Origin of the sequence: Paraburkholderia lycopersici, assembly GCF_900096975.1 — a bacterium.
Classification (GTDB): domain Bacteria; phylum Pseudomonadota; class Gammaproteobacteria; order Burkholderiales; family Burkholderiaceae; genus Paraburkholderia; species Paraburkholderia lycopersici.
Genome location: NZ_FMYQ01000007.1, coordinates 1 through 12,574 on the forward strand (window position 1 = coordinate 1; position 12,574 = coordinate 12,574).

General features: G+C 67.6%; 11 protein-coding genes. 1 reads left to right on the forward strand and 10 read right to left on the reverse strand.

The window, feature by feature from the left end; genetic code table 11:
- From BLU17_RS33705 to BLU17_RS09800, 4 genes are all read right to left on the reverse strand, one after another.
- The coding region (locus tag BLU17_RS33705) for a transposase (RefSeq protein ID WP_245746787.1) at positions 1-203 on the reverse strand (203 nt) is incomplete at its 3' end.
- Between the two features lie 166 nt (positions 204-369).
- On the reverse strand, positions 370-2,349 hold the full coding sequence (gene rpoD, locus BLU17_RS09790; RefSeq protein ID WP_091996534.1) for an RNA polymerase sigma factor RpoD: 1,980 nt from the start codon (positions 2,347-2,349) through the stop codon (positions 370-372).
- Between the two features lie 640 nt (positions 2,350-2,989).
- A complete protein-coding gene (locus tag BLU17_RS09795) occupies positions 2,990-3,454 on the reverse strand; it encodes a GFA family protein (protein ID WP_425434080.1) in 465 nt (154 codons plus the stop codon).
- 239 nt (positions 3,455-3,693) lie between these two features.
- Positions 3,694-4,035, reverse strand: coding sequence for a DNA-binding protein (locus BLU17_RS09800; RefSeq protein WP_091996719.1), 342 nt, complete (start codon positions 4,033-4,035; stop codon positions 3,694-3,696).
- Between the two features lie 79 nt (positions 4,036-4,114).
- Between BLU17_RS09800 and BLU17_RS09805 the strand changes: the two genes are divergently transcribed.
- Positions 4,115-5,014, forward strand: a complete 900-nt coding sequence (locus BLU17_RS09805) for a hypothetical protein (protein ID WP_091996536.1) — start codon at positions 4,115-4,117, stop codon at positions 5,012-5,014.
- A gap of 272 nt (positions 5,015-5,286) precedes the next feature.
- Here the strand turns inward: BLU17_RS09805 and bcsR are convergent, their stop codons facing one another.
- The 6 genes from bcsR to bcsE are packed head-to-tail and all read right to left on the reverse strand — an operon-like array spanning position 5,287 to position 12,555.
- Positions 5,287-5,496 (reverse strand): BcsR/BcsP family cellulose biosynthesis protein, encoded by a 210-nt coding sequence (bcsR, locus tag BLU17_RS09810; protein WP_245746788.1) that lies wholly within the window; start codon positions 5,494-5,496, stop codon positions 5,287-5,289.
- Positions 5,496-7,082 carry a cellulose biosynthesis protein BcsG gene (gene bcsG / locus BLU17_RS09815; protein ID WP_091996537.1) on the reverse strand — a complete coding sequence of 529 codons (1,587 nt, stop codon included), beginning with the start codon at positions 7,080-7,082 and terminating at the stop codon, positions 5,496-5,498. Before bcsG ends, bcsR begins: the two co-directional genes overlap by 1 nt.
- 39 nt (positions 7,083-7,121) lie before the next feature.
- Positions 7,122-9,713 (reverse strand): UDP-forming cellulose synthase catalytic subunit, encoded by a 2,592-nt coding sequence (bcsA, locus tag BLU17_RS09820; protein ID WP_091996538.1) that lies wholly within the window; start codon positions 9,711-9,713, stop codon positions 7,122-7,124.
- On the reverse strand, positions 9,710-10,534 hold the full coding sequence (bcsQ, locus tag BLU17_RS09825) for a cellulose biosynthesis protein BcsQ (protein WP_091996539.1): 825 nt from the start codon (positions 10,532-10,534) through the stop codon (positions 9,710-9,712). Before bcsQ ends, bcsA begins: the two co-directional genes overlap by 4 nt.
- Complete coding sequence (locus BLU17_RS09830) at positions 10,531-10,734, reverse strand: hypothetical protein (RefSeq protein WP_091996540.1); 204 nt, start codon at positions 10,732-10,734, stop codon at positions 10,531-10,533. The genes bcsQ and BLU17_RS09830 overlap by 4 nt, the downstream gene beginning before the upstream one ends.
- 9 nt (positions 10,735-10,743) lie before the next feature.
- On the reverse strand, positions 10,744-12,555 hold the full coding sequence (gene bcsE / locus BLU17_RS09835; protein WP_091996541.1) for a cellulose biosynthesis protein BcsE: 1,812 nt from the start codon (positions 12,553-12,555) through the stop codon (positions 10,744-10,746).
- Positions 12,556-12,574 lie beyond the last annotated feature (19 nt).

The following is a 12,574-nucleotide window of genomic DNA, read 5'->3' on the forward strand; positions in this document are numbered from 1 at the left end:
CGCTGGGCGATGCCCTGACGCCGGATATATGTACGCAATCGACTTCCGTGTTCGTCAATTCCGTTTGCTTTTGAGAGCAGTCCATATATGTAGTAGGTCGCTTCCGAGATGCCGTGCTTGCGGCACAGCTCTGCTGGCTTCAGGCCCGCCTCGCCTTCCTTCAGCACGCCAATAATCTGTTCTTCGGTGAATCGCTTTTTCATGACCGCTCCTTGTCGGAACGGACTCTACACCGTCAGCGTACTAAAACCGGGGGCAGGTCAGGAAGAAAACGCCCGCACTACTTTGACCGCCCAACAAAAAGCCCGTCACATACGTGACGGGCTTTTTTCATTCCAGCGCCGAAAGCGAGCGCAGCGATACAACCGCTTAACGCTCCAGGAACGGCCGTAGCTTGTCCGCGCGGCTGGGGTGCATCAGCTTGCGCATCGCCTTGCTTTCGATCTGGCGGATACGCTCGCGCGTCACGTCAAACTGCTTGCCCACTTCTTCGAGCGTGTGGTCCGACGTCGTGTCGATGCCGTAGCGCATGCGCAGCACCTTCGCCTCGCGCGGCGAGAGCGCCTTGAGCGCCTCGTCGATGGCGGCGCGCATGTTTGCGTGGATCGCGGCATCGGCCGGCGATGCCGAGCCTGCGTCCTCGATCATGTCGCCGAGCGTCGCGTCGCCGTCGTCGCCCACCGGGCTTTCGAGCGAGACAGGCTGCTTGGCGATCTTGAGGATGCCGCGCACCTTTTCTTCGGTCATGCCCATGCGCGCGGCGAGGTCCGCAGGATGCGCTTCCATGCCCGTCTGCTGCAGGATCTCGCGCGAGATGCGGTTGAGCTTGTTGATCGTTTCGATCATGTGCACCGGCACGCGGATCGTACGCGCCTGGTCGGCCAGCGCACGCGTCACGGCCTGACGCACCCACCACGTCGCGTACGTCGAGAACTTCCAGCCGCGGCGATATTCGAACTTGTCCACCGCCTTCATCAGGCCGATGTTGCCTTCCTGGATGAGGTCGAGGAACTGCATGCCGCGGTTCACGTACTTCTTCGCGATCGAGATCACGAGACGCAGGTTGGCCTTGACCATCTCGCCCTTTGCCTGACGCATCTTCGACTCGGCGACGGTCATGCGGCGGTTGATCGCCTTGATCTGCTGCAGCGAAAGCGACGCAGCCGCCTCGATCTCGGCGAGCTTGCGCTGCTCGGCCTGGATGGCCGGCAGGCTGCGCTCGATCGAGGGACCGTATTTGCTCGACGCGGCTGCGACGCGCACGCCCCAGTCGAGATCGGTTTCGTGGCCCGGGAACTGCTCGACAAACGCTTCGCGCGGCATGCCGCAGCGATCGACGACGATGGCGAGCACGTTGCGCTCGATCGCGCGGATCTGCGTGACCTGCTCGTGCAGCAGCGTGCACAGGCGGTCGATGGTGCGGGCCGTGAACCGGATCGGCGCAAGCTCGGTCTGGATGTCGGCGCAGATCTTCATTTCCGCGGCCGACGCGCGCGCGTTGGCGTCCGTCGTGCATGCCATCTGTTCGAACAGCGTGCGAACGCGCGCGAAGATCGCGAGGCTGTCCGCCTTCAGTTGCGCGAGCTGGGCTTCGTTAGCCTTGCTGTTGTCGCCGTCGCTGTCTTCGTCGTCGCTAGAGTCGTCCGACTCTTCTTCGTCCGACGCTTGGGCTTCGACTTCTTCGTCCGCGTCAGCGTCGGCCATGGCCGGTTCCTGCGCGGCTTCGTCGCTGCCGATGCCATCGACGAGTTCGTCGATGCGCATTTCTTCCGCGGCGACGCGGTCGGCGTCGGCGAGGATCGTCGCGACGATCGACGGGCACGCCGCGATCGCCTGGATCATTTCCTGAAGGCCGTCTTCGATGCGCTTGGCGACTTCGATTTCGCCGGCGCGCGTGAGCAGCTCGCTCGAACCCATTTCGCGCATGTACATGCGCACGGGGTCGGTGGTGCGGCCGAATTCGGAGTCGACCGTCGAGAGCGCGACTTCGACTTCTTCGTCGGCTTCGTCGTCGGCCTGCTGGTCGGCACGGGTTTCGTCGTTCAGGAGCAGCGTGTCGGCGTCGGGCGCCTGCTCGTAGACCTGCACGCCCATGTCGTTGAACGTGGCGACGATGGTCTCGAGCGCGGCCGTCTGCGCGAAGTTGTCGGGCAGATGGTCGTTGATGTCCGCATGGGTCAGGTAACCGCGTTCGCGGCCTAGCTTGATGAGCGCCCGCATTTGATGCTGACGTTTTTCGAGTTGCGAGCCTGCGTCCATCGGCGTCGTATCGCCGGTCTTGTCTTTTGACGAACGGCGTGCGGGGCGGGCAGACGAGGGCAGCGCGTCGTCCCGGTCATGGCTTGTCAATACATTCTCCTCGAAGGGATAGCCCGACAAGGGCAAAAAGGGTCACGCGCCAGCGGCGTGGCGTGGCGTCCTGGCGATGACGAAATTGCAGGGGAGTGGGCGGGGGCGCAGGCCGGTCCCGCCAAGCGAGCGCCAAACGCCCAAAGGCGTGGCAGCCTGGATTTTCGTGCAATGCAGAAAGACCGCGTATGGTAGTGCGTTACGGCATGCGAGGCAACCCGAATCGTCGTGTTTGCGGCACATTGACCGCCTTCAGGGTCGAATCGCTTGCTAACGCGGCGGCTTGCGCATTTTCCACGTGATTGCATTAGACCATTTTTTGCGCGAATGGTTCGCGGCTTCCACCCACAGAATACGTGGCGCGACATCGTTCCCTTTACCCGACAGCGCGTTCTGCATTCGCTCGCACATGCCGTATCTCACGTACGAATTGCAACCCTATATTGAACGCGTTTGCCGAAGGACTGGTTGACGCCCGACTCGCCGCGCGTGAAGGTCAAAATCGTCATGAAGTCCATATGAGGCTCTGAGTGCGTGTGAACAAGAGTAAGGATGCGAAACCGGCCAGCGGGCGCAATGGCTGGCAGGAACGCGGCGCGTCCGCATGACGGTATCGCGGCTCGCTTGGGGCGGCGTGGCGCTACGGCGGAAATTCGTCGTACCGAGGCAGCGAATCGACGATTTCGACCCACGGTGCCCGGGATCCCACGAACATGTGCGCGGCGGGGCGGATGTCGGGCGTATCGATCAGCGTGCCGAGGGTCACATGGACATAAGCGCCTTCGCGCACGACTGAATAGAGCAGCGAGCCGCAACGGCCGCAGTGCACGTCGTGGGCGGCTTGCGGGTCGCCGTAGATCATCGTCTGCGCGTTGCCGGCGGTGAGGTGCAGCGCTTCGATTTCGATGCCCGCGAACGGCTTGAATGCGGAACCGGTGGCGCGGCGGCACCGCGAACAATGGCAGTTGAACGCATAACGAAATGCATTCGCGACGGTATAGCGCACGGCGCCGCACAGGCATTGGCCGCGCAGCGTGGCAGGCGAGTTCGTGGGGGCGTGCTGGTCGATCGGCATGATGGGGGGCGCGGTGCTGAGGCAGGCCATGTCAAACGTCGCGACGCGCCGGGCCTGCGAGCGGGCGGCCGTCGCGCTGGCGTGACCATCTTACGCATCCGCGCCACGCGGCGCAGGGAATTCCGAAGGTCACCAGATATGGGGATTGCGCCGTCAACCATGACCTCCAGACGGTTCGCGAGGCCCCATCGCCCCCCGACTGTGCGGCGAATTTCCCATAGGCGGCTACCTTTCGCTGCCCCGCGAGCAGGAGACACCGGTGCGCCCGATCAAACGTGCCGTTCCCTTAGTTCCTTCAATCCCTTGATGACGACGAGCAGCGCGCGGCCATGCTCTTCCGAGCCGTCCCACGCCTCGACGATCGCGTTGCGCAGCAATTCGTTATAAGCGCCCGCTGGCCGGCTCGAAGACGGAGTCTTCATGCCGTAGAAACTGCATAGCTTATTGAATGATGCACTCCGGCGTACCCGCCGGCCGTTAGACGTGCGAAGACGCGAAACCGTAGGCTGACTCACCCCGGAAAGCCTCGCGATTTCACTGGCAGAGCGCGTGTCGTCCGATAACCGCCGCAGCAGTTCCTGCACGGGGAATTTGGTGTCTGGGGCTTCCATGTCATGCATTATACCTATACAGTAACGGTTATTGAATTGCCCGCCAAAATCGGCGGGCGGCTGCATTCCGAGGAAGTCGATGGCACTCAAACACCTACCGCCCACGTTTTGCTGGTCCCGCATCGGGCCGGAGGCCGGCGTGGATCTCCCCACCCTCGTCCTGCGCAAGGAGTGGGAGCGCCGGCAGGGTGGCGGGCGGTTTCTATGGGGCATCAGCCAGTCGCTCGGCAGCAGCGCGCAGGTTGCCGCGCTGCGCACCGGCTCGCTTCTCGCGCTGTTTTCCCCGGCGGCAACCCGGCCGCGTGCGGCGCAGGACAAGCGCGGCAAGCGTGCGGAGGTGCTCGTCTGGAACGCGTGGATCGACGCGAGCGGCCAGGTGCGCCAGCTTCCGCAGCATGTGTTCGTCACGAGCGGCGCCAGGCTGCCCTCGGGCGCCGCGCGCGAGCATCACTACGCGCTCGTCTGCGTTTCTCCTGCCGAACTCAGTGTCGGCAGCTCGCTGCGCGTGTACCCGGAGCGGCTGCGCAGCGTTGCCACGGCGAAGCCGCCTGGCCGCTCGCAGCGCACGGCGGTGGTGGATTGCGTCGAGCGTGCTTCCGAAGCGGGCGGCAAAAGTCATCCGCTCGTGTTCACGGCGGAGCTGGAGGCGCCGTACTTCGTGCGCCTCACGCAGCCCACGCTCGTGAGAGCGCGCGATCTCGCGGCCATCCACGAGGCGTCGCGCCTCGGCGACTTCGACGCCTACGCCGACCTGACGAAGCGTGTGCGCAACGAGGCATGCGCGCAGCAGGCGCGCGGTGTGACGCGCGATCTCTTCGACGTGCCGCCTGCCGAGCACATTCCGTCGTCGCGGCATGGCGGCGGCGCCCGCGCACGTCATGTTTCCCGGGCGGGAGACTGGACGCAGCTCACCATGGAACTCTTCCACGGCGACCCCCACCCGTTCGGCCGAAGCCGAGGCCGCGCAACGCTTTTTTGAGGCGAGCCGGCGCGTAAGGCATTGTTCGATTCGTCACCGGCGCATGGCCGCGCGCCGGCGAGGCTCATCGGAATCGCCGGCAGACTGGCGCGGACGACCGCGCGTGGCAGCACACACGCCGCTCAATTTCCTCGCGACAGCCGCGCCAGGCAGCGGGCTCGCCCTGATCTGCGCGCAAGAGCGGAGCGCAATAGCCGCCGCACACCGCCCGCCGGCTCAGCGAGAAGCGTGGCGTACTGAACGGCGCAGCGCCGCCGCGGCCGGCTCGTGGCTCAACCTTTTTGCTCCTCGACCGTCAGTTCCAGCACCGCCGCCACCAGCGGCCAGCGCTTCGCGGCCGCTTGCCAGGCGTCCTCGGCCTGGACGTCGAGATAGCGGTCGCGATCCACGCCCTCGACCAGCCGTGCAAGCGCGTCGATATCGCTCGGCAGCGCGGGACCGCTGCGCGCGCGCCGCACGGACCTCCACAGGCGCATCGCCATTACTTGCCCTCCACCCACACGCCGTCCGGCGTATGGATCACGTAGCCGGTGGGCGTCGTCATCGTCACGGTTCCTTCGTTTTCGCCCACCATGCGCGTTTGCGGCAGGTTGTTCGCGTACTGTGCGAGCGGCGGTGCGCCCGTGGCGAACGGGCTGTGTCCGATCAGATTCGAGAGCAGTTGCGCGAGCGCGAGATAGCTCGTCGGCGTGTCGATCGTCGTCACGCCGCCGGTGTGCTCGCTGCCGGCGGGCAGGCCGACCACCTTCACGCCGACCGGCACGTGAACGATGTTCGGCGTCGGAATCTCGCGCATGCCGGCAATCTGGTTCTCTTCGCCGCGCAGCGCCGCGCCGTGCTCCGGCACGAACACGATCACGGCCCGGCGCCCCGATTGCGCGATGAGATCGATCAGCCTGTCGACGTCGCCGAGCAGCGCCTGCAGGCGAATGGGGTAGGACTGCAGGCTCGTGAGAGCGTTGTTCGGGGCAGGCAGGCGGTTGCCGTCGTGCATCGAGACGGTGTTGTAGTACAGCGCGACCGGGCCGCCGCCCGAGGCGACGCGCTGCTTGTACCAGTGCGCGAGCACGTCGTAGTCGCCGATGAGCGGCGAGCCGTCGAACTCCCTCATCGCGACGGGCAGGCCGTCGTTCGGGGGAATCGTTACGCCCGGCACGCCGATTTCCTTGATCACCGTGCTGCGGAAGTCGTCGAAGCGGCCGTTGTGGTTGAGCAGCGCCTGCGGCGTATAGCCCGCCTGCGCGAGCTGCGCGAACAAGTGGCACTCGGGCGGCGCAGGGTCGTAGAGCGCCTTGTGCGCTTCCTGTCCGCAGGTCGCACGCAGCACGCGAATCGCGGCCGGCCCGCTGTAGCTCGCGCCCGAGCTGAAGTTCTGGAAGATGTAGTCGAAGCGCGAGAAGAGCGGGTTGGTGCGCATCTTCACGACATCGAGGTCGTCCCACGAGAGCGAGCAGATATGCACCACGATGATGTCGAACTGCGCGTTCGCATCGGTCGTGAGCGGCGTGAAGTTCACATGGCGGCCTTCCTCGTTGGAACGGAACGCCGCGAGCTGCTGGTCGTAGCTGCCCGACTGCTCGTCGCGCTTCTTGCCCGTGCCGCTGTCTTCGTCGCCGCTGCTGGCGAGCGAGGCGTTGGCCGTGGCGTTCGCGATGAACGAGCCCACGCCCTGCCACACCGGCATGACGACGAGCGCGATCACCACGAGCGTCGTTACGCGCACCCAGCGGTTGAGGAGGAAGTAGAGCAGCACCGCGATCACGGCGGCGACGAGCATCGAGAGCGAGACCACGCGCCGCGTCAGCTCGAACATGTACGAGGGCGTGAACGTGAAGAGCACGGGGATCTGCGAGATCGCGCGGCCGATGTCGGGCATGCTCGACTCGTGGTAAGCGATGGCGATGCCGGCGATCACCGCGATCACGTTGCGCGAGACGCGCAGCCAGCGCCTCGGCAGCGGCGCGAGCAGCAGGATCACGAAGGCGAAGTTCATCCACCACTGGGGCTTGAGCGTGCCGATCGAGTAAAGGTACAGCTTGGCGAGGAAGTAGAGGTTCCAGAGACCCATGATGGTTCGCGTTCCAGGGTGGGGCGGCGGTTCCGGTTTTCAGGGCTGGCTGGCCTGGCCCGGCCGGCGTCGCGTGAAGAAGTTTTCGATTGCGTCGAAGAACGCGTCGATGAGGCGCATGTAGCCCTGCCAGCTCAGCTCGATCAACTGGACGAGGCCGTGCAGCGGCGCGTCGGCGGGCGGCACGTCTTCCCATTCGAGCCAGGCGTCGGCGCGGCCGAACGTGCATTCCACGAGCTTGCGCTCCGTTTCCACGGTCATGTCGACGAAGCGTACGCCCAGATGCCGGTCGGCAACGCGCGCGACCACGGCCGGGAAGTCGTGCTCCAGCACGCCGCGCGCAAGCATCACGTTGATGTGCCCGCCGGCTTCGAGCTTCGGCGCGTCGGCGGGCAGCACGAGGCCGAGGCCGCCCATCGAATAGTTTTCGGTCTTGCAGGCGAGCGTGCGGCCGTCGGGCAGCGTGAGCATGGCGGGCACGCGCAGCGGTATGCGGTGCGCCACGCGCACCTGCGTCGCTTCCTTGGCCACGCCGAGCGCGAGCCCGAGCACCGTGAGATTCACGCCGGCCCAGAAGAGGTTCATGAACACGGTGGCGGGCTCGTCGGTCGGCCAGATCGTGAGGCGGGCAACGCCTGCGAGCATGGCGCACACGTTGATCGCGAGCAGCACGAGATAGGGCGTCGAGATAGTCCAGTCGAGATACTCGTGCTCGATGTGGCCGCCCTTCGAGGTCACGTTGAACTTGCCGAGTTTCGGGTTGATGAAGGCCATGGTCGTGGGCAGCACGATGTACCACGCGAGCACCGACTCGTAGGCCTCGGCCCAGAAGGAATGCCGGTAGCGCCCCTGGATGCGCGAGTTGGCGATCGCGGCGATGATGAGATACGGCACCACGTAGGCGAGGATCACGGGCGCGGGCGTGTTGATGACATGCAGTCCGAAATACAGGTACGCGCCCGGCATCACGAGGAAGATGAGGCGCGGGAAGCCGTAGAAGAAGTGCAGCATGGCGTTGCTGTAGCACATGCGCTGGAAGAACGAGAGCCCCTTGCCGACCCACGGGTTGTCGATGCGGAAGATCTGCGTCATGCCGCGCGCCCAGCGAATGCGCTGGCCGATGTGGTCGGCGAGGCTGTCGGTGGCGAGGCCGGCGGCCTGCACGGTGCGCAGGTAAGCCGAGGTGTAGCCGTGGCGGTGCAGACGCAGCGAGGTGTGGGCGTCCTCGGTGACGGTCTCGGTCGCGATCCCGCCGATGTGCTCGAGCGCCGCGCGCTTGATGACCGCGCACGAGCCGCAGAAGAATGTGGCGTCCCAGAAGTCGTTGCCGTCCTGGATCAGGCCGTAGAAGAGGCTGCCTTCGTTGGGCACGCGATGGAACGTGTCGAAATTGCGCTCGAACGGGTCGGGGGAGAAGAAGTGGTGCGGCGTCTGCACCATCGCGCATTTCTTGTCGGCGAGAAAGACGCCTACGGTCGTTTGCAGGAACGAGCGCGTGGGGATGTGGTCGCAGTCGAAGATCGCGATGTACTCGCCCTGGGTGAGCGGCATCGCGTGATTGATGTTGCCGGCCTTCGCGTGCGTGTGCTCCTCGCGCCGCAGGTAGCCCACGCCCGCCTCGCGCGCGAAGTCGCGGAACGCGTCGCGGTCGCCGTCGTCGAGAATGTAGACGCGCAGCTTGTCGCGCGGCCAGTCGATCGAGCTTGCGGCGAACACGGTGGGGCGCACGACGGAAAGCGGCTCATTGTAGGTGGGAATGTAGATGTCGACGGTGGGCCAGTCGGCGGGATCGTCGGGCAGCGGCTGCGGCTTGCGGCGCAGCGGCCACGCGGTCTGCACGTAGCCGAAGATCAGCACGATCCACGTGTAAAGCTCGGCCGCATAGAGGATGTAGCCGACGATCGCCTCCGCGGGGCTCGCGAGATGCAGCGTCTGCGTCGTGCGCCACCAGACGTAGCGGCCCGTCATGAGGATCGAAAGCATCACCATGAGCATGGTGGCGAGGCGTCCGGGCAGGCGGCGCGCGACCATCACCACGGCGTACACGAGCAGGAACAGCAGCACCTGCCCGCCGAACGGCAGCGGCGTCGTGCACACGGCGATGGCCGCGATGAAGGCGAGCCACAGCAGGCACTGGCGCAGGAACGGCACGCCGTCGAGCGTAGCCGAGAGCTTTTCGAGGTGCTGTTCGGCGGCCTGCCAGGGCACCTCGGGCAAACGGCTGCCGAGGGCCGAGCCCGCGCGCGAGACGCCGCGATACACGGGTTCGAGCAGGCGGCCGAGCCGCGCGCGCAGCGTGAGGCGATGGCGGCCTTGCGGCGTCTTGTGGAGTTTGCGCAGATCGGCGGCAAGGCGCTGGCGTGCGCGGCGCGGGCGCAGGAAGAGGCGCAGCAGCCATGCGCTCGCGGAGCGGTCGCGGCCCATGTTCAGGCGATGGCCGGTGTCTCTCGCGAGCCACGCGAGGGCCAGTGCGGGCACGTCGCGCCGGCCGGGGGGCGGCGGCCGGAAGAAGGCGCGCAGGAGCCACTGGGCGCCCGTGGCGTCCGCCGCGAGATCGAGCTCGGGCGCGCCCAGGCGCCGCAGCGACGCCCAGAGCGCGGTCCGCAGCGCGGCGATGCGCTCGCGGATCATGGCGTGCCTCCATGCGCAGCTTGCTGCGCGAGCAGTTCGTCGGGTGCGTCGAGGCTCGCGCCGGCGCTCCAGTGCGAGATCCACGAGGCGATGCCGTTGAGGTCGTGCGCGGTCTGCGAACTCGGCGCGCTCAGACAGAAGTTTTCGCCGGCTGCGAGCGCCGCGGGGACGCCGCTGTCGGCATGCACGAGATAGGGCAGCATGGCTGCGCCGAGGCGCGCGCGCAGCAGCGAGACCACGTCCATGTGCAACTGGCGCGCGGGTACGACCGCATTGGCGACGAACACGCTGCGCTTTTGCGCGCCCGCGAGCGCGGCGGCGAAGCGCGGCAGCGTCGCGCACGCCGTGGCGCAGGGCGTGAGAACGCCGAGCACGAGATCGGCGGCGTCGATGGCCTGGCGCGCGTGCGGCGAGGGCCACGTGCCCGCGTCGACCAGGGCGAGCGCGGGCTGCGGCAGGTCCACGCGGGCGAGCCGTTCGCGCAGCCAGCCTGGGTGCGCGTCGAGCCGGCTGCTGGCGTCGTCGCCGCCGGTTTCGTGCCCGTCTGCGAGGCGCCCCCACGGCAGCACGAACACGCCGTCGTCGCTTTGCAGCGCAGCGCGCGACCAGGCGTCGCCGGAGTCGGCGCCGCCCGCCAGATCCGCGACGAGGCCTTCGCGCGGGCTCTCGCGCAGCCCGAAATGCAGCGCGAGCACGTTGCTCGGATCGCATTCCACGGCGAGCGCGGCATGCTCGCGCGCGGCGAGCAGCCCGGCGAGCGCGGCCGTGAGCGTGGTGCGGCCCGCGCCGCCGACGGCGGAGACGATGGCGAGGGTTTTCATCGGCGCGGCCCCGTCTGGTCGAAGCGGCGCTGGCCGCGAATCAGCAGCGGGTCGAGCTGCGCCGGCAACTGGAGCGGGCGCGAACGCGCGGGACGCAGCCACACCGGCACGAAGCGCGCAAGACGCAGGCGCCAGCCGATCCAGTAGAGCGGCACGGCGAGTACCAGGCCCCAGACAAAGTAACCGAGGAAGAAGCTCATGTCGCGCTCCTATGCTTTGAGCGGCAGCGGCGCGCGGCGCGGTGCGGCGCGCGGTTTTGCGCTGTCATGGCGGGCAGCGGTTTCGAGCGCGGGCAGCAGGCCGCCGGCGATGGGCGCCGCAGGTTCCGGCGACCCCGCCGGCGTATCCGGTGCGTCAGGCACAGCGGCCACCGGTTGCGCGGTCGGGCCGTTCGCCCGCCCCGGCGCCGCAGCCGGTTGCTCCGCGTTGATCGCGAGCCAGCCCGAATAGTCGGGCGGCGGCGTGGTTTCGATCTCGTCGGCGAGCGCGTCGAGCGCGTCGGTGATCGTGCGGCCGTCGCCGTAGCGTTCCTCGCCCTGGAACAGTTCGGCGAGCGGGCGCTGGAATACGCGCTGGCAAACGGCGTCGGCGTCGCTCAGGCGGCACGCGAAGAAAAACACATAAAGGCTGTCGCCGCTCGCCGTCACGATGTCTCCCGCGCGGCGCAGATGGCAGTCCTTGAGCGCGTCCACGTGCGCGACCTCGGGCATCAGCGCGAGGCGGATCAGCACGCTCGGTAGCTGGATCACGCGGCTGCGCTCCACCGCCGAGCGCACGAGCTCGACGAAGTGCGCCGAGCTCACGTAGCCAGTTTCCTCGCCATGCACCACGGCGGCCAGCGCCGTGCGGTAGTCGGCGGGCATGGGCCGCGAATATACCTGGCCCTGCAGGCTCTCGACGATCGCCTCGACCTGCGCGAGCGACGTCTGGCGTGCGATCACGCGATTCGCGCCGAGGTTGAGCATGAGCGACTCGTAGCGCATGGCCACGGCATCCTCGCGCACGATGATCTTGAGCGCCTCGCCGCATTGCAGCCGCAGCGTGTGCACCTGCCCGGCGAGCGTTTCGAGGTCGCGGTTCACGCTGAAGTCGAGGATCACCGTGGCCGCGATCGAAGTGCGCGCGGCGGCCACGGCGGCCTCGTTGTTGTCGACGACCTGCCAGGCGGGCGGCAGCACGCGCTCGTGCAGCATGGCGTCGCGCGAAACGATCACGCGGCCTTCGTCGGGCGCGAGCAGGCCCGCCTCGCCGATCTCGCTCTCGAACGTTCCGCCCGAAACCGTGAGGCGGTGATCGGCCGCGGAAAAGCGCAGCGGCAGCGTCTGGCTGCCGTGCACGGCGTCCCCCGCGCGCCAGAACGCCACCTCCCAGTGATACTGGCCCCGTACCTGGTGCAGTTGCGCCGCACCCGCGAAGCGCGCCTGGAACGCGGCCAGTTCAGGGTGCTCCCGGTCGTCGCCGAGACCGGGCGGCGCCGTGACCATCAGCACACCGTAACGGTGCTGCGCGCACCAGCCGGCGAGCCGCGCGCCCTGGCCCGCGAGCGCGGCGGCGTCCTGCCAGTTGAAGAATGCCTCCGCGCCCTCGATGAAGAACTGGCTCTCGGGCGCCGCGCACTGGTGGGCGAGCGCGTCGAGCGCCTCGATGAGCACCTGCGCGCCGTCGCGATCGGCGACCGGACGCAGCGCGCACACGTTTGCCCACGCGTGCGTGGAGCCGGGCCTGTCGATGTCGACGCCATGATCGCGCAGCGTGGCGGCAAGGCTCGCGGCGTCGCGCGTGGAGAGCACGGTGGCGGGGCCCGCGAGCGCGGCGGCGGCGGTTTGCCAGAAGAACGCGTCGCGCGCGGGCGAGGCGCTCGCGTAGACCACGTGCATCTGGCCCGCGCCGAGGGTGGCGAGCGTGGCCGGCAGGCCGTCGATGGCGAGCGGCTCGCGGCGCGCGAGGCGCGAGAACAGCGAGCGTCGCGTATCGCGTCCGGCGCCGGCGGGCGCGGCGGGGAGTATGGCGGGATCGTTCATCGTCTTGCTCGGGTCGCGG

What these genes read in the sequence shown, in the direction of transcription:
- BLU17_RS09795 (WP_425434080.1), bottom strand. Translation starts at nt 3,454, where the DNA reads ATGGCCTGCCTCAGCACCGCGCCCCCCATCATGCCGATCGACCAGCAC.
- BLU17_RS09800 (WP_091996719.1), bottom strand. Translation starts at nt 4,035, where the DNA reads ATGGAAGCCCCAGACACCAAATTCCCCGTGCAGGAACTGCTGCGGCGG.
- BLU17_RS09805 (WP_091996536.1), top strand. Translation starts at nt 4,115, where the DNA reads ATGGCACTCAAACACCTACCGCCCACGTTTTGCTGGTCCCGCATCGGG.
- bcsR (WP_245746788.1), bottom strand. Translation starts at nt 5,496, where the DNA reads ATGGCGATGCGCCTGTGGAGGTCCGTGCGGCGCGCGCGCAGCGGTCCC.
- bcsG (WP_091996537.1), bottom strand. Translation starts at nt 7,082, where the DNA reads ATGGGTCTCTGGAACCTCTACTTCCTCGCCAAGCTGTACCTTTACTCG.
- bcsA (WP_091996538.1), bottom strand. Translation starts at nt 9,713, where the DNA reads ATGATCCGCGAGCGCATCGCCGCGCTGCGGACCGCGCTCTGGGCGTCG.
- bcsQ (WP_091996539.1), bottom strand. Translation starts at nt 10,534, where the DNA reads ATGAAAACCCTCGCCATCGTCTCCGCCGTCGGCGGCGCGGGCCGCACC.
- BLU17_RS09830 (WP_091996540.1), bottom strand. Translation starts at nt 10,734, where the DNA reads ATGAGCTTCTTCCTCGGTTACTTTGTCTGGGGCCTGGTACTCGCCGTG.
- bcsE (WP_091996541.1), bottom strand. Translation starts at nt 12,555, where the DNA reads ATGAACGATCCCGCCATACTCCCCGCCGCGCCCGCCGGCGCCGGACGC.